We start from the raw sequence: 22704 nt of genomic DNA on the forward strand, positions 1-22704 counted from the left end.
CAAACTCCAATAATTTATCGAGCCTATTTTCCTCCAACTGGCCCATGGGCAGATTGTAGAATTTCTTATCATGACCATACAATGACTACTCCTTGGGGTAAAGTTAAAGCATCCGATGTACAACTAGTTCGCCGATATAAATGGTCAGCAAGAAAATCTGTATAAAACACTTAAGGAGCAAAATAAAACACAAGATGTATATTTACCTGAATTACAAAATCAACTATTAGATATAATTAGAGAAATATCAGAAAGAACTGGAAGTTAGCAAAAACTCAAATTTAGTTGACCATGCAGTAAACTAAGCCATTAAATTAAATAGTTTTTATCACCTTCAACTATTTGTTATTCTAAACTTAACAAATAAAAAAGGACAAAAAATGCCTGTCAACACTATAGATTATCTAACAGTAATTAATTCATATACTCCTTCACTTACTAGTACAAACATCATAGCTTTAATGGCACTTTTGGTTGCTTTCACTCAGTGTCGAATACAAAAGAGTAACCTTAAGTTAGCTCTGTTTGAAAAGAGATTTAAAGTTTATTTAGATTCACAAAGACTTTATCAAGAATATACTAAGGGATATATTTCTGACGTTACTTTTAGCAACTTTATTTGTTCATTTCATGCATCAAAAGTACTATTTCCAAAACCTTCAGGGGTCTATGCGTTTCTAGATGAAATACATAAATCAGCCGTATCTTTCAATAGTACTAAAACAGCAAGTGAAGATACTGATGAACCAACTGCCTTAGAAATGATTGATAAATACAGAATGGAAGCTTGCTCTAATTTAAATGGTTTTTTAGAAGAGCTAAATAAGTTAATGACGCCATATATAAAGATTAAATAGCAAGACAAACTGTCCCAACTGACAACAAGCTTAAATCATTAATAAAAAAGGGCTTTTCGCCCTTTCTTTAATATTACGTACCGTAAGCTGTACGTAAAAAACACTCACATTCTTAAATTGTCTTTACTTCAAACTTACCTATTGTTAGATTTTTGTCAAACGCGTCAGCTAACCTTTCAGTCTCGCTAAATACGGTATTCCAATATTTTATTCGGGTGTCGGTATCGAGTTTTGTAAAGTCTGTTCTATCTGGGATCTTTCCGTAAGGTAAGCTGGCGATGAATTTTTTAGACGGGGTGATCATTACCACGTTGTCGTAATTTTCTGTGGCGACTTTGCGTTTTAAATTTTTATCGAACCACCCTGCTTTGGGATCTGAATTAAAATGTGGGTATAAAATCAAACCTGGGTTGTTAATTTTTAAATCAAAATGGTAATCAATAATTCCGCCGTCGCGGTACATGCCAGGTGGTGAGCCGGCAATATTTTTTATACCTTGCATAACTAATGGGATTGAACCAGATGCTAACAAAGCATCTTTTAAATTTTCGCTCGTTAAATCTAATTGTGTAGTTTTAATTTTATAACTGTCTTCAATTGAAAAATCACTATTAGGTGCTTGATAAATAAAGCGCTCGTATTGCTTTGTTAAAAATCGGCGATCAACCCGATTATACAAATAGCTTTTTGTTAAGCCTAATAACTGTAATGCTTTATGATCGCTGCCTACAAAGCCATTTGATTTAGCGACAATAAAGTGTGCTTTAAAAATAGGATTATTAATAATTTCGGCAACACCTGTTTGGGCAAAAACATCATCTAATAACTGTTTTGCTTTTTCGGTTATTTCTGCTGGTGTTGGTTTAGCGGTTGAGTAACGTGTTTGGGAATACGATTTAGCTAAACGCTCAATCGCTGCAACAGGATCCTTTTGTGCAAAACACGCGGCACGAAATGCACCGGCTGATGAGCCAACTAAGTTTAATTGCGTCGTTCTATTTTTAAAAAACTCACCAAAAATATACTTATCTAAACCAAATAAAGTAAACCACTTTGGCCCACCACTTGCGCCTAAAAAAGAGGTGAAAAGTTCAGGTTTAAAACCCTGTTCTTGTATGGTTTTTAAGGCATTGGAGCCTGCGTATATTTCTAGCATAATTATTTTTCTTTAGGGTTTTAAGACACATTCTGGATATCTTCTTCCAGCTCCTCGATTACTTTGCGTATTCGATAATTAAACAGCCTTTCAACCTCAGAGTCTTTTTTCCCGTCAAGCTTACCACTACCAAGGTAAATTTCTAAAACCTTTCGTTTCTGGTTTGTATCAAAAGAATCAAAATTAATAATATATTTATGTGATTCTTTATCGGACTTCTTAGATTCGTGAAAAGATTTTATTAATGTTTTAGGCTTAACCTTACCCTCTAGTTTGAACCTCTTAACCATATTTTTTATCGATGAATCAATTTTAAATAATATTTGTTTATCGTCAATTTGTGAAAAATAGAATATCCAACCACGTTTTTTCTTCTCATAGATACAGCCAGTTATTTTAAGGTTTAGTCTCCACCTTAAAATCTCTAACGCTCTTTCTCTATTAGTGTCAGTCTTAGCTGAATTGTATTTATATTTGAAATTAGTAAATATATTAGCAATTGAAGCCTCAAACCTTTGTCTATTAGAAATTCTTAATGACGCCGCTCTATTTTTAAAGTAGTAGCCTAGATAATCAAATGGTTCTGTTAATACACCAGTATATGATTTAGAGTTTTCCTCATCGAGAGGATGGATGTTCAAAGATAGATCTTCAATGTCTTCGACTAATTCTTTTGAAATATCATCAGTATCGTCATCAGAGCAAAAAATTAAAATATCATCCACGTAGCGAGTATAAAATATGTTTGTTCGATTAGAGTACTTCTGATCTATTGCAGATAAATATATTTCACCAAGAACATTAGAATTTGCAAGCCCTTGCGGTATACCAACCAAGTTGATTTTACGTTCACCGTTAACAGCTTTTGATACGGTTGAATTTCTAATCGACTTTAAAATTAATTGGATGATCTCAGGTTTTCTAATTCTTTTTCTTAAGGTTTTTTCTAATGCAGAGTGATCAATACTAGGATAAAAATTTGTGATATCTAGTTTTATAAATGTATCAAATTCAGGCTTTATAATATTCGATTTTATATACTCTATTTTTACCTGCGGGATATTAACTTCTAGTTCCTCAGAAAAAACGTGAAATAACAAGTCACAAACTCCCCTTAATGTAACCCTATCTCTGTATGTAGGTATCGATATTGCTCTTGGAAGACTATTTGCACCCTTAGATATTAGCTTTTGCTTATAGGGCGTAAAAGCATAACTGCCATTGTTGACCTTTCTATTTATTATTAAGAGTTCATTATCTATATTGTTCTCGAAAGTTGTTCTAGTTGTTTTATCAAGACCAACAGCTAAGCTATTTTGAACATTGTTTTCATAAGTTTTTTTAAGTGATGAAACTTTGAAAAGTTTATTAAATTTAAGGTATGCGCTCATTTGTTAAATATCAGTAAAGCAAATGGGGCTGTGTAGATAGAAATTATGAGTAACTTTCTTATAAAAGTATAAAAAATCACCTCGATAAAATCTGGAATAGTTGGTTTTCTAGAAGATAGAGATTTATAGTTTGTCACCCTAAAAAATTTATCGTCAATTGTTTTATGATTTTCAGAGTCAGATAAAAGCTTTATATATTCACTATTAATTTGTAATTCATCAGCATTAGGTAGTTCAGATTTTTCATACAATTCGTGCAAGTTCAGGTAATTTTTCTTTAATTTTTCAGCTCGCCCTTTGAAATCGATATTTGATATAAAAAGTGATAAAACTAATATGCAAACAGAGATGATTGTTAATGTGATATCAGAATTTCTTCCAACGGGATTTGATTCTTTCAACATATAAATTGAAAGTGCAACATTAACTAATGAATATAGGATAAGTGTGAACTGTGCGTGTTGATTGTTCATTAGCAATCTTTCAGAAGCCTGAATCCTAGCCTTTCGAGTGAACCATATTTTATCTGATAATTTTGACATATTTAATCCATTAAAAAAGGAGGAGGTAAGTAATTAGATACTTTAACACCCAGTAAATGGGTCTACGTTTTCACGCAAATATAAACTTTCACTTATATTATTTATTAGATTCACCCTCAAAGAGGATCCACAATGACCTCCTCCAATTACTTATATTATCTTAATGATTTTAAAGAAGATAGGGAGAATTTTACAATTCAAAAAATTCTTTTAAACAATGTCGGTGTTTGGCTTTACAAAGTAAACCATTTAGGCCCACCGGATGCACCTAAAAAGGTATTAAAAAGCGGTGCTTTAAAGCCTTGTTCGGCAATTATTTTTGCAGCAGTTTTACCTGCATATATCTCTATCATGGTAATACTTAATTATTTTAGCGCGATCACACTGAATATTTATTCAATTAAACATTCAGCATAAGCGAGCTATTTAATGCCAAATACCCTTTTCGGTCTTACCTTGAATAATGACATTTTTTGCATTAAATTTAGGTTCAATACCTTGGGCTCTTTGCTTATTATAATCATCTGTTACATTTAAAATAGTCGGGGTGAGTAATATAATGGCAATAACGTTAACCACGGTCATCAAACCCAGCGCAATATCGGCTAAATCCCACACCTCTTTTAATGTTGCAGACGCGCCCCACATCATCATTGATAAATATAATAGTGTATAAATGCCGCGCCCTATTTTGTTATCAAGCTTAAATAAGTGCAGGTTGCTTTCTGCATAGGCGTAGTTGGCCACTACAGAAGTAAACGCAAATAAAGTAATGGCTGCAGCCACAAAATATACGCCACCCTGTGCTAAATGTGCGGTCATAGCTGCTTGCGTTAAACGAATACCTTCCATCTCGCCGCTAATATCCACATTAGCAAGTAAGATGATCACCGCGGTGCAGCTACACAGTACAATAGTATCGAAGAATACACCCAACATTTGAATATATCCTTGAGTTACAGGGTGGTTAGGTGTTGGTGAGGCGCTAGCTGATGCATGCGGCACACTGCCCGCGCCTGCTTCGTTTGAATATAAACCCCGTTGTATACCATTTTTTATTGCAGCTCCCATTGCCCCCGCACCGGCTTCTTGCAGGCCAAACGCAGATAGGAATATATCCTTTAACATAGCAGGTACTTGGCTAAAGTTGAGTAGTGTAATAATGACCGCAGCCAGCACAAATATAATCCCCATCACGGGCACTACTCGTTCAGCAAAGCGTGCAATGGCTTTGAAACCACCTAATATAATAGAGCCTGCGAGGATGGTTATAACAATACCAGAGTAGAATGTTGGAATTTCAAATGCGAAATTAAGTGCATCTGTTATGGTATTGGTTTGCATAGCGCTAAAGGTAAAGCCGTAACCTAAAAATAAGCACAATGCGAATGCAATAGCGAGACTGCGGCTATTTAAACCTTGTTTAATATAATAAGCAGGGCCGCCTCTAAATTCACCTTGGCTATCGCGTACTTTATATACTTGACCAAGCACGCTTTCAGCAAAGCCTGTGGCCATGCCTAATATAGCAATGACCCACATCCAAAATATTGCGCCACTGCCACCCAGTGATATAGCAACCGCTACACCGGCTAAATTCCCTGTGCCAACACGGGCACTTAAGCCTGTGCAAAGCGCTTGAAAAGAGCTTATATCGTCTTTATTACATTTACTGCTGCCTTTAAGCAGGCTAAACATATGTTTAAATTTTAGAATTTGCACAGCTTTTAGTCGCACTGAAAACCAAATACCGGTAAACAGCAGGATATAAATAAGGACTTGCCCTTCACCCCATAAAAGATTATTAATGCTGCCTACAACTGTGTTAAACATGTTTATCCCTTCTTGGATTCAAGTATTAAACCTAGCACCTTTATGAATAATAAATCACCAAATGCATATTTTTATTTAACATGCACTTTATCGTGATTTGTTAAATAATCAAGAAGCTATTAACGTTAAAGGGAATTTTTTATTTTTACTAGAAGAAATTACCTACAATAAACAAAGTAACCATCACTTAGCGCTTGAACTCAGCAGCATTTGAGTAAGTACTTATGTCTGGCTGAATATTTCACTATAAATAATGGTTTCTCTATATTGATGAAAAGACACAGCTAGACTTTAGAAAGAAAAAAATAATAAACATAAAAATCATGTATTTAAGTTTTAGTAATTAATTTACTGTCACCCCCTGCTTGGCTTTTTAGCTAACTTTACATTATACTGTATAAACATACAGTATAATGTGTTTTTATCTATGCATGTCATTCCTATATATATCGAAGCGGGCGTATGCGGGTTTGAATCGCCAGCCGCCCAATATAAAGAACTTGGTTTATCTTTGGATCAATTATTAATTAAACATCCCGATGCGACATTTATCGGTGTGGCTTCTGGGGAGTCAATGCAAGGCGTTGGCATTTTTGATGGTGACTTATTGCTTGTGGATCGCGCTGAAGAAGCCAAAAATGGGGACGTTATTGTGGCTAATTTAAATGGCTTATTTGTATGTAAGCTATTAGACAAAACTAATGCCCGCTTACTCTCAGCCTCAGCTTTATATTCACCTGTGCAACTAAGTGATGCCGATGAATTTCAATTAGAAGGTGTTGTCACTCGATCTATTCGATTACATCGTCCAAGTCCTGAGCTACACCAATGTACGCCTTAGTGGATGCTGTAGCATTTTATGCCAGTGCAGAAAAAGTATTTGATCCCGCAATTCGTTCAAAACCGGTGGTAGTACTTACTAATAATGATGGCTGCGTGTGCGCTATTTGCCCTATAGCACGGCGTTTAAATATTCCTAAATTCCAACCTTATTTTAAAGTTAAGCATTTATTGGCTAAGCATAAAGTAATCGTTCGTTCATCTAACTATGAGTTATACGCAGATTTAAGCGATAGAATGATGAATGTGATCAGTCGTTTTTGTGATAAACAATATATATATTCAATTGATGAGTCATTTTTACATTTTACCGGTTTTACTCCTTTAATTAATGATTGGCATCAGTACGGACACTTGATCCGCCGTACAGTATGGCGTGAAACTAAATTACCTGTGGGGGTCGGCTTTGGCTCAACGCCCACTTTGGCCAAAGCAGCAAATCATGCAGCTAAAAAGCTTAAGGGTTTTAACGGGGTTGCTGTCATTGATAGCGAACAAGCGCGACTGCGTATTTTAGCTGCGATGGATGTCGCTGATATATGGGGAGTGGGCAAACGTTTAGCCAAAAAGTTAAAGCAACTTCATATTAACAGTGCACTTGATTTGGCAAAACAAGATCCACTGCAAATGAAACGCTTATTTAATGTAGTACTGGCTCGTACTGTGGATGAACTAAACGGCCGAACCTGTTTAGAGTGGGATGAAGTACGCCAAGATAAACGTGAGATTTTTTCGACTCGTAGCTTTGGTGAGCGTTTAACAGATCCAACGGTATTAAAAACAGCCTTGATAAACCATTGTACTATTGTTGCTCGAAAATTGCGTCTGCAACGCTCTTTAACTAAACGCTTATTATTATTTGTGGCAAGCTCCCCACATGAACTAAACGCTTATAAAAAATCATTAGTGTATGAGCTGCCCACATCTAGCGCTGATAGCTGTGTATTTGCCAATGCAATTAGCGAGGTTTTTGCACAATTATACCAACAAAATGTTCGCTTTTATAAGTGTGGCGTGGGAGCATTAGAGCTTAGTTCACAGCAATTTCAGCAATCAGATCTTTTTACGCCGAATAAAAATAACATTAAACTAATGAAATGTTTGGATTCTGTAAATGCGCGTTATGGCAGCAATACGCTTGCTTTGGCAAGTCAGCAACAAAGCCAAGCGTGGCATATGAAACGTGAATTTTTATCTCCACAATACACCACTCGCTGGCTACATTTGCCAAAAATAAGCTGTAACTTATAAAAGGTTAGAACAAGGCAAAATTATGATATGTAGTTGTTCTATATAAGTAATTTTTAACGTAGTTAGTGAGTTACTTAATTTGCTAGAATGATCACGTTTTTAATAAAATTGGTATTATGGCTGGCGCTCAAACTCACAGCGTACATTGGTATTTTCAACACTGTATTGAATACGCGTAGGCGAGATGAAATGCAGCATTTGGCTCGTATCTAAATTATCAGCCTGATTTTCACAGCGAGTATGGCGCAGCGATAGCGTCACTCTTTGCGTTGTGTATTTGTATTTAGTCGTCACTAAACAAAAGTTTGCCGTTTTATTCGTTTGCGTTCCATGATGCAAGGCGGTAAAAACAATCCCTTCACCTAGTTTAAACCCTAGGCTTGGCGCGCTTTTATCAAACCATGATAATTGCCCATCAGTGCACACACTCGCGCTGCCTGAAACTAACTTATACGTACCTACTTTAGTGTTTAACAAACTAATAAACTGACTTTTATTGCTTGGTAGTTCAGTTTTAGCACTGATTGTAGTGCTAAAAAAAACAAACACGAAACACAGTAATATTTTACGATAGCCCATTAAATACCTGACTTAGAGTGGTTTGTATTTACAGCATAGCATGCAATGTCTATTAAAATTAAACAAACCTATAATGAATCGTTGTTTACTTTTTATAGTTAAAATTATTGCCAATATTTAGCAAATAATTGCGGATACGCGAGTTTTAAAAACTTAGCTTTGTCTTTAAAGCGTTTACCTTTAGGCTGTTCTTGCCCTGATGGAGCAAAAGGTAATTCATCTTCATTGCGCTCTTCGTACAGTAATCCTGCAATAAGATCATACTCATCTAAATAGGGGTAAGGTTGCTCGTTTAAATGGTATACAGGCGTGCAATCGGCCAATGAATCTGCATTGTCGAGGGCGGCGTTAAAAGCAGCTTCGCCACGAGATATTAACCAACAGCGAAACTCTGAAAAACCATACTCATCGTTACAGCCTGCCATTACAAACGCTGCGCCAAATAACTCCCACGTAAAACTTTGTCGCATACAGAGACTAAATTGCTTATCGAATTCAATTAACTGATCGTCGTCTAAATCTGTAAGTAAGTTTTTTAAGCGCTCGCTCACTGACTCTGGCTCAGCGGTTTTATCTTCTACGGTAACCAATTGCCAAAATTCAGCGGGGGTAAGTACACTCATGACAATATCTCTTTCACTCGTCCTACTTGTCCATCCTCTAAACGAACTTTAATACCATGAGGATGGTTAGGTGATTTAGTGAGTAGGCGCTCAACAACACCTTGGGTCAATGTGCCACTACGCTGATCTTCTTTTAAAACGATATTAACTTCGCTGCCAGGGGTAATTTGTGAACGAGTAGGAACAGTCATTATTGATCTCTATTACTATTTTGTAGAATTATAGCCTTATGTGATCGCAATACCAAATTAAACAAGAGTGATTTGAATAGTTTGCTGCTCATTAGCTGCTAAAATTGAGCACATATGTGTTTTGAGCTCGCACGCTTTACCCACTAATTGAAAATCAAAACCTTGACCATTGCCATCCAATATACAACTTAAGTAATTGTCACCAATTATTATTTTGCTAATACGGGGGATATCAAGCCGAGATAGTTTATTTACCATACTTTGTTTAATGATTAACTCATTGCCTTCACGTGTAATAGCCGCTGTAACCATATTTTTTTCTAAAAACTGCTGACTATAACGTCGTGAAAACGCCCAGAACGCTATGGCCACTACAAAGCCATTGCTTAGCACATGATTTGCACCTACGGGTTGTTGAAGCTGATAAAGCCCAAATATAAAAAATAAACCTGCTAATATGAGCAGCCCACGCTGCTTTTGTTTATTCGTTAAATTAGAAAACATCATAATCCTAAATATTGTCAGCGCTAAATATAAATTTTTTGACTGTTAAATCAATGCTTGCAAGTTTTTTACTTATTATATTTTTAACTAATTGAGTATCTTGATTTTTCGTTGCTTGCTCAAGCGCTAATTGATCTTTAAAGTAACAGCTTAATTTAAGTGATGTAGTTGGTTTACTTAAATCTATCTCATGAGTTAGCCAACTAAATTCACTTAGTTCATCTTTAATTTCTTCACAAGCTCGCGTTAAATTGACACGCAGTACTTTATCGAATTGCTTTTGTGTTTTAGTCATTTTTAGTCGCTTGCTGCTCTGCTCGTTGCTTTTTAAACTCATCGTAGCCATCTTCTTGGCGCTTTATGCACTCATGATACTCTTTATCAGCCATATAATTACATTCACCTAACCGTGCAGATTGAATTTCATGGTAACGTGAATTTGAGCTACATGCGGTTAAAAAAACCACTAGCATCGCACTTATAGCGAGCTTTAGCATATTGAAAAGCATTAAAAATTCCTTACATTTAAAACCGGAAAAGTAATTCATCCATGACTATTTTGCTGTATATTGCACTCGTTTTTATTTATAACCGTTAAGGGCTAATTATGATGTTGTCGCAGTTACACGAGCTGTTCCAGCGTATCGATAAAAGTAAAATATTTCAATCATTTGTTATTGTAGTTATTATAATTTCTGCATTAACAGTAGGCGCACATACTTACTCACTACATCCAACGGTTGAGTTTTTTTTACATTGGATGGATATTGGCATCACCGTCTTTTTCTTGATTGAGTTGATCATTCGTTATATCGCGAGTAAAGGCATCAAAGACTTTTTTTCCAAAGGGTGGAACATCTTTGATTTAATAGTAGTCGTAGGCAGTTTATACCCTGCTGCAGGCTCAAGTGTATTTATAGCACGGTTGCTACGTATTTTTCGCGTTCTACGCCTGGTATCAATGGTTCCTGAACTGCGTTTATTAGTTAATTCACTGCTTAAAGCTATCCCACAAATGGGCTATATCGCCCTTCTAATGTTTGTTATTTTTTATATCTATGCAGCAACAGGAAGTATGTTATTTTCTGAAATAAACCCTGTTTTATGGGGGGATGTGTCTATTTCGATGCTTACTCTGTTCAGAGTGGCAACATTTGAAGACTGGACCGACGTCATGTATGAAACCATGGCCGTGTATAAGCTAAGCTGGATCTATTACCTTACATTTATATTTTTGACCGCTTTTGTGTTTTTGAACATGATGGTAGGCGCTATTTTAGAGGTAATGTCTGAGGAGCACCGCAATGCGCGTGAAGAGCAAACAAACATTAATGATATGCCAGCAACACAAGGGCAAATAAACGAATTAAAAACACAATTAAGTGAGTTAAAGACATTGCTTAGTGAAAGGAAAATGTAACTCTTCGTGTAATGACACTTCTTAAATGCAGTGTCATTACACTTTAAAACCATAAAATCATTTTAGAAGCGTGCACAACCCTAAAGAGGAACTCAATTGCGAATCATTTCCAATTAGTTTATTATTGCGTTCCATTTTTATATTGCGCATTTTTAAGAATATGATCAAAACCAACCTTAGCATCCTAGCACTTATAATTTCAGCTCAAGTAACCGCCAACGATGAACCACAAGACTTAGAACGTATTTTAGTTACCGGTAGCCGTATCGCTGAAAGTATTGATGAAATTCCATCATCGGTAACAATTATTGGCCAAAAAGAACTTGCAGCACAACTTAAAGTAACCACTGATCTGCAAAGTATATTAGCAATGTATGTACCCGGTATTGCCTCAAGCAGTGGAACATCAAGTAACTTTGCACAAACATTACGTGGCCGTGCAGCACTTGTTATGATTGACGGTGTCCCGCAATCAACACCACTTAGAAATGGGTCTTTAGGAATGCGTTCATTAGATCCTCATGTCATTGAACGAATTGAAGTTATTCAAGGTGCGACCTCTATTTATGGTAATGGTGCTGCGGGAGGTATCATTAACTACATCACTAAAAAGCCTGCAACAAACAGTAAGTTTAGTTTAAATACGACTGCATCGACACAATTTAGTGCGGTAAAACTTGATGACTCTGCCGGTTTAAAAGTAACGACAACCGCATCAGGTGAAATTGATGACTTTAGCTATATTGTCAGCTTAGGTATTGAAAATAATGGCGTATTAAGAGACGCTGAAGGTGATGCACTCGGTACACAATATGGATTATCTGAAGCAAAGTCGCGTAATTTCTTCACTAAACTAAGTTATGACTTTGATGCTGATAAATCACTGCAAATGACCTACAACTATTTTGAATCGCAACAAGATTCTGCATGGGTTGATGTTATTGGTGATATCAATAAAGGTGAAAAAACCTACGCAATAAAAGACGCTGTAAGCACACCATTTAATGCAGCGCCACAAGGGCCACGTGGTAATCATAATTTACAGATAAAATACACTGATGCAGAGATTTTTAGTAATACCGCATTCAATTTAGATGTGTATAAACAATCCATCGAAAATGTATTTTTTTACTCAACGGTTTTAGCAAACCCTGATTTAAACCTAGCAGGTGGACAGTCGTTAATTAAGTCAGAAAAACAGGGATTACGCTCAGTATTTAATACGTTAGCTGATTGGGATAATGTTGAAGCGACCTTTATTTACGGCGTTGATATCCTCAATGATACCACTTCTCAACCAATGGTTGATGGTCGACTTTGGGTACCAGAAATGGACATGGTTAATGTTGCTGGTTTCTTACAAAGCAAGTGGGTTATTCAAGATGACTTTATTGTCAAAGCTGGGCTTCGCTATGAAAATATGGATATTGAAGTAAATGATTACAATACATTAAAGCTATGTAGAAGCGCTGATCAATGCTCTGTTCCCAAAGCTGTAAAAGGCGGAACCATTGAGTTTACCGCAACAACGTTTAATGTTGGTTTTCGTTATAATGCAAACCAAGCGTTTACACCTTACGTAAGCTATTCGCAAGGTGCTAACATTCCTGATTTAGGTGCTTTATTACGCTCAGCAACAGTACAAGACATTGCACTTATCCAAACTGAAGCGGCGATAATAGATAACTATGAAGTCGGTTTTGTCAGCGAGTTCGAACAATTTAGATTTGAGTTATCCGCTTATAAAAGTTTTTCAGATTTAGGGTCACGCAGCGTACAGGATCCAAAAACAGGGATTTATATAACACAACGCGCACCACAAAAAATTTGGGGCTATGAAGGGGTACTTAACTACACGTTCAATGACCAATGGGATTTAGCTGCAACGTATGGTTACGTTGAAGGCAAGCACAGCAATACAGGCAATTATTTAGGAGCACGTGAAGTATCTGCGCCTAAAGGCACACTTGCATTAAATTGGCAGCCAACTACGCAGGCAAGAATGTCAGTTCATTATATTCATGTTAGCGACCGAGATCGTTTTGAAAAAAATGATAAAGGCGTTTACACCGGCGATGAGGGGCCTGTAAATGGCTATGGCATTGTTAACTTAAGCGGCAGTTACGATTTTGAACAGTGGTCGGTGTTTGCAGGTGTTGAAAACTTACTTAATAAAGATTACTTCCCTGCCCGTTCACAAGCTTTAACGTTTAGAGCGTTTAATGTCAAAGGGATCGGTACTACCGTAAACTTAGGTGTTAACTACCGTTTTTAAATAAACTAAATTGGCAATAAAAAAGGGCGGTAATATCCGCCCTTTTAATATTAATAGATATTTAATGTCTACGCGTTATTACCTGCAACTATAATACGTAGCATACGGCGAAGCGGCTCTGCAGCGCCCCATAATAACTGGTCGCCCACTGTAAACGCGCTTATATATTCAGGGCCCATCGTTAGTTTGCGAATACGCCCAATTGGAATGCTAAGCGTGCCTGTCACTTTAACCGGTGTTAAATCAGTTGCTGTAATATCGCGTTCATTTGGGATCACTTTAACCCATTCATTATGTGATGCTAAAATCTGTTCAATTTTCTCTACACTGATATCTTCACGCAGCTTAATAGTCATCGCTTGAGAATGGCAACGCATCGCACCGATCCTCACACATAAACCATCAACGGGAACTGGTTGCTTAGATGAACCTAAAATTTTGTTCGCTTCAACCTGCGCTTTCCACTCTTCTTTGGATTGACCACTTGGCATAGGCACATCAATCCATGGAATTAAGCTGCCAGCAAGGGGGACTCCAAATTGCTCTTGCGGTAAATCGCTTGCAGCAATTTGCTCTGTCACTAGTTTATCTATTTCTAAAATAGCGGCTTGTGGATCAGCTAACTTATCAGCAACAGACGCATGAATAGAGCCCATTTGTGCTATTAGCTCTTTCATATTACGAGCACCTGCACCGGATGCTGCTTGATAAGTCATTGGGCTTACCCATTCAATCAAGTCTTGTTCAAACAAGCCGCCTAGCGCTAATAGCATCAACGATACGGTGCAGTTGCCACCAACAAAGGTTTTAACCCCCTGTTCTAACCCTTGCTCTATGACATCTTTGTTTACTGGATCAAGAACAATAATACTGTCATCGGCCATGCGAAGTGCGGACGCCGCGTCAATCCAAAAACCATCCCAACCGGTAGCACGTAATTGAGGATATACCTCTTTGGTATAATCTCCCCCCTGGCAGGTAATAATAATATCCATTTGGGCAAGGGCATCTACATCCGTTGCATCAAGTAGTGGTTTTGCATTGCCAGCGAGATCAGGACCTAATTGGCCTGTTTGCGAGGTGGTAAAAAAAGTGGTGTCGATCAGTGCAAAATCATTTTCTTGTTGCATACGCTCTAATAAAACAGAGCCAACCATGCCGCGCCAACCAACCAAGCCTACTTTTTTCATTGTTTGTTCCAGTGTTTGAGTCATAAGAGATACCTAATTCATTAAAAATTAAAATTCATTGCGTGAGATTTAATTTTTAGAACCGATAATCTAGCACTGTGATCAAAGCAAAACCAGCGTTACTCATAGAACATAAAATTTTTTCATATTCAATGTCGTTGTTACACCATTGTGTAACTTAATCTAAACACGCCCTAGCTTCATACAAATGAAATACATAAAAATTATGATTATTGAGCACTTTGGAATTGGATGTATTGTGTATCAATTTATTAAAAAAGGACCTATCACATGAAAGCACTCTATCTAGGTAGTATAATTGCCAGCTTGTTCTCTTTGAGCGCATTTGCACAAACAAATGACAACATCGAAGAATCACTTACTTCCTTTGCAAGCTCAACTACGAGCATTGAACAAAAACTAGGGGCAACTCGCCGCTCATCAACCGTTATTTATAACAACCCAACAGTGAGAGTTAATAATAGTTATAGAAATATGTTTGTAGGCTCTCTTACTGGCAATCAGTTTTGTAAAGAGCGAGGCCATAAGCAAGAGGTAACAGGCAGTACAATAAAGTGTGGCGAAGATGAATCGGCCTATGCAAACTATGATTGGTATGATAGTCAGTGGGTATTAAAAAGCACAGGTAGCAAAAATCAGTGTTATCCGTTATACGCTAGCATTAAGTGCGGTAACTAAAAGCAATAAAGAACCCGGTAAAGACTGGGTTCTTACTCCATCGTAACCCCAAGCCAGCAGAACATTGATATCAACTTAAGCCCACCAGCATGAATTAACTTCCACTATTAAAATAACGCGTATAACTATTCATTTCATAAGTAACAAGTAATAAAAAGCCCTACACTTGGCAGGGCTCGGTAATAATAGCTTATTGTTACTGCCGTTTATTAGAGAGTGTTAAAACTCGTAACTAAAGCTCACACTTAACTCTCTAGGCGTTTCTTGAGAACGAATTAGTACATCATTTTGCTCTACTTCAAAACTTTGTCCCAACATATTTTTCGCTTTAAATGTCAGTGTGGTATTAAACGTTGGATAATAACTATAAACCATGTCTAACGAGTTTAAAGGTTGCTCGTAAGCATCATCAAAGTTATTTACTCCCGCAGCTAAAATGCGATCACCAAATACATTGTAGATAACAGATGCTTGATGCATGCCATCATGCGAATCGTAATTCAATTGCAAATTAGCAACATATTTTGAGTGGCCAGTCATACGTCGTTTTAGGTTTGTCAGATCGCCGCGCTGCTCCTGTGCAATTTCAACTTCTGAATCACTGAGAGTTAAATTACCTGAAGTAAAGAAAGCACCGCCGAGTAAATCACTATGTAACTCTGTTAACCATTCAGCTTCAATACCGTAAACATAGGCGGTGTCTGCATTATCAAACTGCAAAGTAAAACGGCCGTCGCTTTCTGTTAATAGCGCTTCAATTGGCTTATCAATATCTTTATAGAATGCGCCAACTGAGTAGTTATCGCCATTATCCATATAAAATTCGATGCGCGCATCAAAGTTATCTAAATAACTAGATTCTAAGTAAGGGTTACCCAGTGTTCGATAACCCGTAAGCGGGTCTTGAAATTGAACTGGGCTTAACTCTCGTAAATCAGGACGAACAACAGTGCTGCCATAACCAAAACGAATTTGATACGAGTCTTGGCTATATGTCATAGATAACGATGTAAAAAACTCATCTTCCATCACACTTGCTTGCTCTATTGCTTGTGCACTTAACTTGTCAGCAAGTAAAGCAGGATCAAATGCTGAACGAGAAAAAGCGAGCGCAACTTGGCGGAAGTCTTCGTAACGTACACCACCACTTACACGCCAATCTTGAGCAAATGTTATGTCAAAAGAGCCATAATAAGCATCGATCATTTGTGCTGCTAAGTAATCATCGGCGGTTGGTTCTTGGAACAACAACTCGACACCAGTTGAGTCAATAACTGAATCATTAGCAAAATAACTGCCTATTGAAAGTGCTTCGTCTTCACTTTGTGCTAAATCGAGTGACTGAGTTTGGCTAAAACGATAATTGAAAAAGTCTGTACGGTAATCACGTGTTTTTTCAACAAAATAACCACCACCTGCAATCTCAACTTCTGCGTTATCAAAGTAGAAAACTTTGTTTACGTTAACGCCCCAGTTTTCGACATCATCTTCTAACTCAACAAATCGATACAGATAAGGGTTACCGCCTAAGCTACCATTGTAAAAAGTGCGTTGGTATTTACCATCTAAGTACTCATCACGAACCGTTACTGTAAGCTCTCCAGGAATACTTGTTGTCGCTGTTGAATCAGTATATTGCCAATCAACGCCAACACCTTCAAGCAAGCCCCAATCTAGGTTGTGCATACCGCGAAGTTGGAGTATCTCAAGTTCGCGCTCTTCGAAAGATGTTAAGTGGCTACGTTGTAATTGCCCAGCATCAATACTTAGTGATTTTGACGGTTCTTGATATAACGCAACAGAGGCTTCATCTTCAGTGTCTCGCAACATCATATAAGTAGCGGTTAAATCATGTCCCTTAATTTTATACCCTAAATTAACTGAGCTATTTAACTTTATATTATGCTTTGTCGATACTTCTTTTTCTGTTGCCGAATAACACGTAAAGTCATCTTTTGAACATGCGGACTCAGATGCGTCAACAGAAGACAGTACAGCGCTAAACTTCTCAGCATTAGACCATTCATTTTCATAGGCAACGGATGCTAGAAAACCAAAAGATCCGCCTAAGCCAAATAAATTATCAAAACGGTCGCCATAAACAGCTTTAATACCGGCATCAGGGTTTAAGCTTTCTTTTTCTAAGCCAAAATCTCTTGGTAATGCTTTTGCTAAACTTTTATTTAAATCTATCGCAGCGGCTTGACCAATATCAGTGCCTTGACGTTTTGACTCTACATCTCTTATGTTTCTATATGAGATATCAGACAGGCCATTAATATAGGTATTTAGCGCTGTTCTAATTGTACTAGGTAATGCTCGCGTGCCATCATCCTGACCTAGCCAATCATCACTGCCGCCATTATACGTATAGCCTTCGTCGTTTGTATCTTTGTAACTAGCGCCAATTTCAACTTTAAACAAAGTGTCACTTGGTATGCTCTTCGTTCTGATATTTACATCACCACCGCCAAAAGCTGCGGGCATATTAGGTGAATAAGCCTTTTGAACAGCCAATGATTCAATAATACTTGATGGAAAGATATCAAGTGGAATTACATTTCGCGTTAGATCTGGGCTCGGCACTATTGCGCCATTTAAACGTACACTTGAGTAGCGTTCACCTAATCCACGTACATAAATAAACTTATCATTAACTAACGATAAGCCTGTAACACGACGAAGTGCCGAAGCGGCGTCACTGTCACCTGTTCGCGATATTTGCTCAGAACCCATTATATCAGCGACGAAAGCCTGATTTTTACGCTCATCTATTACCGCACTGGCACTGCCTTTAAGACGTGTGCCTGTTGCAACAACTTCTTCTATTGCTTCTTCATCTATTATTTCTTGTGCTTGATCAGCGAAAGAATGAAATGAAGAAAAAAGGGAGAGCAGAGATAAAGTTATTAGATTGGTTTTAAACTGCTTTTGATGTTTCATATTTATATCCTCTAAACCTAAAATTCCCTTAAAAAAGGCGCCGTAGCGCCTTGTAATTAGAGCCGGTCTAGATTAATTACTAGCGCGTTGTAAAGATGCGGCTACAAAATCAGCCCACTCGCTTGATTCACCGTCTTTAAGTGCACCAATGTAGCCTGCATTAGTAAAGAAAGAGTTAACTTCGCTCATGTCTTTAGCTGTTGTAGCAACAGCAGTACCCTGTGAATCAGTAATTGTTGCCGCTGTTGAAACACCATCAGCACCTAGTACATTTGTAAAATCAGCAAAACCAATCAACTGGTTGTTTTCACCACCCGTAAACCAAGTATTTACATCAAAACTTGCTAGTGCACCCGTTAAAGGCGTATTCACGTCTTCAAAGTTCTTACCACACGCAAATATTGAGCTCATAAATGCGATATCGCCATTATTTGCATTGGCATGAACACCTGCATCACCTGATTTGTCTTTTTCATTATATAAGTCAAAACAGCCTGCACCATCTACTGACGAAGAGTTAACAAATAACATGTTAGCTAATTGTGCTTTGCCCCACTCTTTCATTTCCATACCAGCACCAGTTCGACGCCCTTCAGCGCCTTGGTCACCCGTGGTTACAACAGTTGCATTAGCAATTGTTGGGTTAGAAACGCTCGTCACTAAGTCTTGTGCATCTGCTGATAATGGGTCAACCTTTGCTCCATCAGTTTCAAAGCCATGATTACCATATTCATTTGAACGTACAAGAATGAATTGTCCATACCCTTTCCAGCCTTCATCCCAGTCAATACCATCATCACCTGTATCAGTGATAACAATGTGCTTGAGGTTAACGCTACCACCAAATAGTTCAATACCATCATCAAAACCATTATGAACATGCACATAATCAATCGTTGTGCCTGAACCAACAGCATTAAGAGTTAAACCGTTAAGCTCATCACCTTCAACACCAAAACCTGCATATTTAATAACAATGTGCTTGAGGATACCGCTGCTATCTTGCGGATCGTTACCGCCATAGTACGATACAATACCTTCTGCAGAGTGGTTACACATATCCTGTGCAGCAGCAGCGGCTGTACAACGAATAGAATGACCACGGCCATTTACCTGAACGCCACCCCAGTCACCTATTTGTGCTGTTGTTGAATCATCACCATCAACTTCTTTGATACTGGTGAAAATGATTGGCTTATCTACTTCACCAATTGCTTCGATATTTGCACCACGAGCAACACGAATAAAGCTCTCAGGCTTAGTAAAAGCAATTGTTGAACCTGCTTCAATTGATAATGTAGGACCATTGCCATCAATTGTAGCGCCAGTTGATGTGTCTACATCATCACCAATAAATAATGCACCTTCAAACACGTGTGCGCCGCCATTGCCTAAGGCAGAGATTACAAAAGAGCTGGTAATTTCTTTTGCGTTACTTGCAAATGCTTGACTGTAAATACAGTTAACACCTTCAGCTTCACCTGTAAATGTAGCTCCATCTAATGTGTATGTAGCGCAATTTAAGGTCTCACCACCGTTATTGCCACCACCTGAATTATCTACACTATTGTCTACACTGTTATCTACTGTTGTAGGTGTAACATTAATATCACCACCACCACAGCCAGCAAGAGTCATTGCAGCAGCCACTAGGCTGACTTTAAATAAACCAGATAATTTCATTGTTCACTCCGTTAAAGTATTTAATTATTTTGTTAGCGCATTAAGTAAAACTCAAGTCACTTTAAAGCACGAAAGCCATGCCTTAAGGTCACTTGAGCCTTAGAACGAGCACTACAATACGGGAGGTGTATGACAGCGAGGTTACACTTTAATAAACATAAAATGACAATGTGCATTTTTGACTAAAAAACCAATTATCCTTATATAACAAATTGTTAAAAACGAAAAAACCGCCCGAAGGCGGTTTTGGTGTTGCGATTATAAACTCAAGATATGATCAGCTCATAGCCCACGTTATGTCATTTAAATTACGACAATATTAAAGCAGTGCTGTGCGTAAGGTTTCAGCATGGAGCTTTTCACGCTTGACGTATTTGATCCATTGTTCAGCTAATCGCTGAGATTTTTTATGTTTTTCAGCTTGTTCAAACGCCAATATAGATGCATCAAAATTTTGTAAACTGTATTGCGCCATACCTAATGCTACATAAGCATTAGATTCAAAATCGAGTGATCCTTTCTCTAGCGCTTTACGAGCTGCATCGGCAGCGTCTTCATACTTTTCAAGGTTAACGTACACCTCTGCTAGACGTTGCTCGTACTTACCGTGATCTGACTGCTGTGCAGCTTTACTAAAATAAGGTATTGATTTTTCTTCTTCTTTTGCTTGTATCATGGCTTCTGCGATAAAAGCATAATTTTTTGCTGTCGCTTGGACTATCTCATTATCTATTGCAGTACTCATAACATTCGCCGCTTTATAAGCGAGGCCATTATATAGATACACTTGCGATAACTGCCGAAGGTCTGATTTTGACGTTAAAAAACCTTGCTGATAGGCAGCTTCAAAAATAGCTAACTGTTCTTTCTCCTTGCCAGTTTCACCATACATGCCGCCAAGCTGCACCCAATATTGGGGCTTATTATACAGTTTTACCATACGCTCTAATACTGTAACGACTTTATCTGTATTACCGAGCGAATAGTACATAGCGCGTTGCAAAACAAGCCAATTTTCTTTTGGCTCTTTCCCTTCACTATCGCTTAGTGCAATTGCATGCTCGATATTATTAATACCATTTTGATAATCTTTTAACTGATAATAAGCCTGTGATTTAAGCACATAGTACGCGTCTGTTTTAGGCTTGGTATTGATTGTGTCCCACTGCGCTAAAAAGTTTAAGGTTTTGTTGTAGTCGCTATTTGCCATTGCTAGTTGCGCTAAACTAAAGCTGGTACTTAAACGAAGAGATTCTGGGATCTCATCCTCAGCAATCACTTTTTCAAACGATGCTATCGCTTTGGTTAAATCATTCTCGTTGTAATAAATAAAACCATAAAAATTGTACATCATGGCCTTTTCATACGAGTTCATACTTGATGAACGCTCATTAATGTCGTCAAGTGCAGCAAGACCCGCTTGTGCATCACCATCATCTGCAAGCTTTTGTGCACGCGCCAATTGGCTATACACTTTTTCACGTAGCGCTGGTACACGCTTTGTTTTAATTTCATCTGCGTAGGCTGTCGCCACATTAATGCCTGGTAACATACTCACTAAGCTTGGTAGTGTAATACTTGCACTCAATGCTAAAGAACAAAAGAATGCTGTTTTTAATAGTTTCATAATCGCCTCGTTTCTCTATCCAATTATTAAGGGCTAGCCGTTTATCTGGAAAGAAATTTTATTCTGTACACCCGCAACTTCAACCGCTTCACCGTCTACTACGCGTGGTTTATATTTAAATTTAAGAGCGGCATCCATCGCTGCCTGATCAAACAATGACTCTGGCTCAGCTTTTACTACTTTTGCATCACGTACTGTGCCTTGCCTGGTTACTGTAAATTCAACAATCACATACCCTTCAATACCACGCGATAAAGCGCGACGCGGATAAACGGGTGCCACTTTTACAATGGGTAGGTATTCACCATCACTTGAATCAAGCGCTAAGCCACCGCTTAAACTCACATCAGCGTCCACACTGGCACCAAAATCAAAATTAGCTGCACTGGCATTAGGATCACTATTTTGCATTTGTGGTGATTCCATTGGCGGCGGTGGCTCTTTTGGTGTGGGTGGTTTTTGAGGCTTACGCTCTTTCTTTTGTACACTCTCTTCTTTTTTAAGACGCACAAAATCAAGTACATTGCCTTTGGCAGGCTCAGTCATCGCCCCCTCGCCACCGGTGATAAGTGCCTGCATGCCTAAAAACAGCATAAAAGTCACAACACCGGCAATAAATAATGCTACTAAATAACGCATTATGCTTCCTTAGGCCTCTTGTGCCGCAATAGATACGTCAAACACGCCTGCTGCACGCGCTGCATCCATCACCTTGATAAGTGTGTCAGTGGTTGATTTTTTATCAGCTTGAATAACCACACTGCCTTGTGGGTTTTCTGCTTTTAGGCGCTCAATATTCGCTTGCACTGCCCGCACATCAACTTGGCGTTTGTTGATCCAAATTTCGCCTTCGTCTGAAATAGCGACTAAGATATTTGCCCGTTCTTTTTTAACAGCTGTAGCCGCTTCAGGACGATTTACATCAATACCCGCTTCTTTAACAAACGAGGCGGTAACAATAAAGAAAATGAGCATGATGAAAACAACATCCAACATAGGTGTCATGTTAATTTCTTCTGCTTCATCTTCTTGAAAAAGACTTCCTAATGGGGCTCTCATTTTATTCTCCTGATGCATGCGGCTGTCGCCGCATGCTAAAA

The 22704-nt window shown here is 38.0% G+C and carries 22 protein-coding genes and 1 pseudogene; 6 read left to right on the top strand and 17 right to left on the bottom strand.

What is annotated here, in order from left to right:
• The first annotated feature begins 380 nt into the window (after nucleotides 1-380).
• A complete protein-coding gene (locus tag A7967_RS07045) occupies nucleotides 381-857 on the top strand; it encodes a hypothetical protein (protein WP_054203690.1) in 477 nt (158 codons plus the stop codon).
• A gap of 112 nt (nucleotides 858-969) precedes the next feature.
• Here the strand turns inward: A7967_RS07045 and A7967_RS07050 are convergent, their stop codons facing one another.
• From A7967_RS07050 to A7967_RS07070, 5 genes and pseudogenes are all read right to left on the bottom strand, one after another.
• Complete coding sequence (locus tag A7967_RS07050; RefSeq protein WP_054203691.1) at nucleotides 970-2013, bottom strand: patatin-like phospholipase family protein; 1044 nt, start codon at nucleotides 2011-2013, stop codon at nucleotides 970-972.
• A 20-nt stretch (nucleotides 2014-2033) separates the two neighbouring features.
• Nucleotides 2034-3404: an RNA-directed DNA polymerase gene (locus A7967_RS07055; protein WP_054203692.1), complete on the bottom strand. Its 1371-nt coding sequence runs from the start codon at nucleotides 3402-3404 to the stop codon at nucleotides 2034-2036.
• Nucleotides 3401-3946 carry an SLATT domain-containing protein gene (locus A7967_RS07060; protein WP_004334904.1) on the bottom strand — a complete coding sequence of 182 codons (546 nt, stop codon included), beginning with the start codon at nucleotides 3944-3946 and terminating at the stop codon, nucleotides 3401-3403. The genes A7967_RS07055 and A7967_RS07060 overlap by 4 nt, the downstream gene beginning before the upstream one ends.
• 236 nt (nucleotides 3947-4182) lie before the next feature.
• A pseudogene (locus A7967_RS22975) lies at nucleotides 4183-4299 on the bottom strand (patatin-like phospholipase family protein); the annotation flags it as partial.
• A 73-nt stretch (nucleotides 4300-4372) separates the two neighbouring features.
• The gene (locus A7967_RS07070) at nucleotides 4373-5779 is read right to left on the bottom strand and encodes an alanine/glycine:cation symporter family protein (protein WP_054203694.1); all 1407 of its coding nucleotides are present in this window, start codon (nucleotides 5777-5779) and stop codon (nucleotides 4373-4375) included.
• 427 nt (nucleotides 5780-6206) lie between these two features.
• Here A7967_RS07070 and A7967_RS07075 point away from each other — a divergent pair, with 427 nt between their 5' ends.
• Nucleotides 6207-6620 carry a LexA family protein gene (locus A7967_RS07075; RefSeq protein ID WP_054203695.1) on the top strand — a complete coding sequence of 138 codons (414 nt, stop codon included), beginning with the start codon at nucleotides 6207-6209 and terminating at the stop codon, nucleotides 6618-6620.
• Nucleotides 6608-7870, top strand: a complete 1263-nt coding sequence (locus tag A7967_RS07080) for a Y-family DNA polymerase (protein ID WP_054203696.1) — start codon at nucleotides 6608-6610, stop codon at nucleotides 7868-7870. Before A7967_RS07075 ends, A7967_RS07080 begins: the two co-directional genes overlap by 13 nt.
• A gap of 114 nt (nucleotides 7871-7984) precedes the next feature.
• Here A7967_RS07080 and A7967_RS07085 read toward each other — a convergent pair whose 3' ends face one another.
• The 6 genes from A7967_RS07085 to A7967_RS07110 all read right to left on the bottom strand — a co-directional run bounded on the left by A7967_RS07085 (nucleotide 7985) and on the right by A7967_RS07110 (nucleotide 10276).
• Nucleotides 7985-8449 carry a hypothetical protein gene (locus A7967_RS07085; RefSeq protein ID WP_054203697.1) on the bottom strand — a complete coding sequence of 155 codons (465 nt, stop codon included), beginning with the start codon at nucleotides 8447-8449 and terminating at the stop codon, nucleotides 7985-7987.
• A 104-nt stretch (nucleotides 8450-8553) separates the two neighbouring features.
• The gene (locus A7967_RS07090; protein ID WP_054203698.1) at nucleotides 8554-9072 is read right to left on the bottom strand and encodes a DUF4240 domain-containing protein; all 519 of its coding nucleotides are present in this window, start codon (nucleotides 9070-9072) and stop codon (nucleotides 8554-8556) included.
• Nucleotides 9069-9263, bottom strand: a complete 195-nt coding sequence (locus A7967_RS07095; RefSeq protein ID WP_054203699.1) for a YwbE family protein — start codon at nucleotides 9261-9263, stop codon at nucleotides 9069-9071. The genes A7967_RS07090 and A7967_RS07095 overlap by 4 nt, the downstream gene beginning before the upstream one ends.
• Nucleotides 9264-9320: 57 nt before the next feature.
• Complete coding sequence (locus A7967_RS07100; RefSeq protein ID WP_157601462.1) at nucleotides 9321-9770, bottom strand: hypothetical protein; 450 nt, start codon at nucleotides 9768-9770, stop codon at nucleotides 9321-9323.
• Nucleotides 9771-9774: 4 nt separating this feature from the next.
• A complete protein-coding gene (locus tag A7967_RS07105) occupies nucleotides 9775-10062 on the bottom strand; it encodes a hypothetical protein (RefSeq protein WP_054203701.1) in 288 nt (95 codons plus the stop codon).
• The gene (locus A7967_RS07110) at nucleotides 10055-10276 is read right to left on the bottom strand and encodes a hypothetical protein (RefSeq protein ID WP_054203702.1); all 222 of its coding nucleotides are present in this window, start codon (nucleotides 10274-10276) and stop codon (nucleotides 10055-10057) included. Before A7967_RS07110 ends, A7967_RS07105 begins: the two co-directional genes overlap by 8 nt.
• A gap of 101 nt (nucleotides 10277-10377) precedes the next feature.
• Between A7967_RS07110 and A7967_RS07115 the strand changes: the two genes are divergently transcribed.
• Both A7967_RS07115 and A7967_RS07120 read left to right on the top strand, forming a co-directional pair.
• On the top strand, nucleotides 10378-11187 hold the full coding sequence (locus A7967_RS07115) for an ion transporter (protein ID WP_170172978.1): 810 nt from the start codon (nucleotides 10378-10380) through the stop codon (nucleotides 11185-11187).
• Between the two features lie 160 nt (nucleotides 11188-11347).
• Complete coding sequence (locus A7967_RS07120; RefSeq protein WP_054203704.1) at nucleotides 11348-13462, top strand: TonB-dependent receptor; 2115 nt, start codon at nucleotides 11348-11350, stop codon at nucleotides 13460-13462.
• Between the two features lie 68 nt (nucleotides 13463-13530).
• On the opposite strand, the gene asd is transcribed toward A7967_RS07120, so the two are convergent.
• Nucleotides 13531-14676 carry an aspartate-semialdehyde dehydrogenase gene (gene asd, locus A7967_RS07125; RefSeq protein ID WP_054203705.1) on the bottom strand — a complete coding sequence of 382 codons (1146 nt, stop codon included), beginning with the start codon at nucleotides 14674-14676 and terminating at the stop codon, nucleotides 13531-13533.
• Nucleotides 14677-14943: 267 nt separating this feature from the next.
• On the opposite strand from asd, the gene A7967_RS07130 reads away from it, so the two are divergent.
• On the top strand, nucleotides 14944-15351 hold the full coding sequence (locus tag A7967_RS07130) for a hypothetical protein (RefSeq protein WP_054203706.1): 408 nt from the start codon (nucleotides 14944-14946) through the stop codon (nucleotides 15349-15351).
• A 219-nt stretch (nucleotides 15352-15570) separates the two neighbouring features.
• On the opposite strand, the gene A7967_RS07135 is transcribed toward A7967_RS07130, so the two are convergent.
• The 5 genes from A7967_RS07135 to A7967_RS07155 form a co-directional block, all read right to left on the bottom strand.
• Nucleotides 15571-18294 (bottom strand): TonB-dependent receptor domain-containing protein, encoded by a 2724-nt coding sequence (locus tag A7967_RS07135; protein WP_054203707.1) that lies wholly within the window; start codon nucleotides 18292-18294, stop codon nucleotides 15571-15573.
• Between the two features lie 72 nt (nucleotides 18295-18366).
• Complete coding sequence (locus A7967_RS07140) at nucleotides 18367-19977, bottom strand: beta-helix domain-containing protein (protein WP_054203708.1); 1611 nt, start codon at nucleotides 19975-19977, stop codon at nucleotides 18367-18369.
• A gap of 319 nt (nucleotides 19978-20296) precedes the next feature.
• The gene (locus A7967_RS07145; protein WP_054203709.1) at nucleotides 20297-21604 is read right to left on the bottom strand and encodes a tetratricopeptide repeat protein; all 1308 of its coding nucleotides are present in this window, start codon (nucleotides 21602-21604) and stop codon (nucleotides 20297-20299) included.
• Nucleotides 21605-21637: 33 nt separating this feature from the next.
• Nucleotides 21638-22243 (bottom strand): energy transducer TonB, encoded by a 606-nt coding sequence (locus A7967_RS07150; RefSeq protein ID WP_054203710.1) that lies wholly within the window; start codon nucleotides 22241-22243, stop codon nucleotides 21638-21640.
• 9 nt (nucleotides 22244-22252) lie between these two features.
• On the bottom strand, nucleotides 22253-22663 hold the full coding sequence (locus A7967_RS07155; RefSeq protein WP_054203711.1) for an ExbD/TolR family protein: 411 nt from the start codon (nucleotides 22661-22663) through the stop codon (nucleotides 22253-22255).
• Nucleotides 22664-22704: the final 41 nt, after the last annotated feature.

This window comes from Pseudoalteromonas neustonica, from assembly GCF_001653135.1.
Taxonomy (GTDB): domain Bacteria; phylum Pseudomonadota; class Gammaproteobacteria; order Enterobacterales; family Alteromonadaceae; genus Pseudoalteromonas; species Pseudoalteromonas neustonica.

Bases quoted from the DNA above. Each gene is read 5' to 3' on its own strand.
- A7967_RS07045 (WP_054203690.1), top strand. From the start codon at position 381: ATGCCTGTCAACACTATAGATTATCTAACAGTAATTAATTCATATACT.
- A7967_RS07050 (WP_054203691.1), bottom strand. From the start codon at position 2,013: ATGCTAGAAATATACGCAGGCTCCAATGCCTTAAAAACCATACAAGAA.
- A7967_RS07055 (WP_054203692.1), bottom strand. From the start codon at position 3,404: ATGAGCGCATACCTTAAATTTAATAAACTTTTCAAAGTTTCATCACTT.
- A7967_RS07060 (WP_004334904.1), bottom strand. From the start codon at position 3,946: ATGTCAAAATTATCAGATAAAATATGGTTCACTCGAAAGGCTAGGATT.
- A7967_RS07070 (WP_054203694.1), bottom strand. From the start codon at position 5,779: ATGTTTAACACAGTTGTAGGCAGCATTAATAATCTTTTATGGGGTGAA.
- A7967_RS07075 (WP_054203695.1), top strand. From the start codon at position 6,207: ATGCATGTCATTCCTATATATATCGAAGCGGGCGTATGCGGGTTTGAA.
- A7967_RS07080 (WP_054203696.1), top strand. From the start codon at position 6,608: ATGTACGCCTTAGTGGATGCTGTAGCATTTTATGCCAGTGCAGAAAAA.
- A7967_RS07085 (WP_054203697.1), bottom strand. From the start codon at position 8,449: ATGGGCTATCGTAAAATATTACTGTGTTTCGTGTTTGTTTTTTTTAGC.
- A7967_RS07090 (WP_054203698.1), bottom strand. From the start codon at position 9,072: ATGAGTGTACTTACCCCCGCTGAATTTTGGCAATTGGTTACCGTAGAA.
- A7967_RS07095 (WP_054203699.1), bottom strand. From the start codon at position 9,263: ATGACTGTTCCTACTCGTTCACAAATTACCCCTGGCAGCGAAGTTAAT.
- A7967_RS07100 (WP_157601462.1), bottom strand. From the start codon at position 9,770: ATGATGTTTTCTAATTTAACGAATAAACAAAAGCAGCGTGGGCTGCTC.
- A7967_RS07105 (WP_054203701.1), bottom strand. From the start codon at position 10,062: ATGACTAAAACACAAAAGCAATTCGATAAAGTACTGCGTGTCAATTTA.
- A7967_RS07110 (WP_054203702.1), bottom strand. From the start codon at position 10,276: ATGCTTTTCAATATGCTAAAGCTCGCTATAAGTGCGATGCTAGTGGTT.
- A7967_RS07115 (WP_170172978.1), top strand. From the start codon at position 10,378: ATGTTGTCGCAGTTACACGAGCTGTTCCAGCGTATCGATAAAAGTAAA.
- A7967_RS07120 (WP_054203704.1), top strand. From the start codon at position 11,348: ATGATCAAAACCAACCTTAGCATCCTAGCACTTATAATTTCAGCTCAA.
- asd (WP_054203705.1), bottom strand. From the start codon at position 14,676: ATGACTCAAACACTGGAACAAACAATGAAAAAAGTAGGCTTGGTTGGT.
- A7967_RS07130 (WP_054203706.1), top strand. From the start codon at position 14,944: ATGAAAGCACTCTATCTAGGTAGTATAATTGCCAGCTTGTTCTCTTTG.
- A7967_RS07135 (WP_054203707.1), bottom strand. From the start codon at position 18,294: ATGAAACATCAAAAGCAGTTTAAAACCAATCTAATAACTTTATCTCTG.
- A7967_RS07140 (WP_054203708.1), bottom strand. From the start codon at position 19,977: ATGAAATTATCTGGTTTATTTAAAGTCAGCCTAGTGGCTGCTGCAATG.
- A7967_RS07145 (WP_054203709.1), bottom strand. From the start codon at position 21,604: ATGAAACTATTAAAAACAGCATTCTTTTGTTCTTTAGCATTGAGTGCA.
- A7967_RS07150 (WP_054203710.1), bottom strand. From the start codon at position 22,243: ATGCGTTATTTAGTAGCATTATTTATTGCCGGTGTTGTGACTTTTATG.
- A7967_RS07155 (WP_054203711.1), bottom strand. From the start codon at position 22,663: ATGAGAGCCCCATTAGGAAGTCTTTTTCAAGAAGATGAAGCAGAAGAA.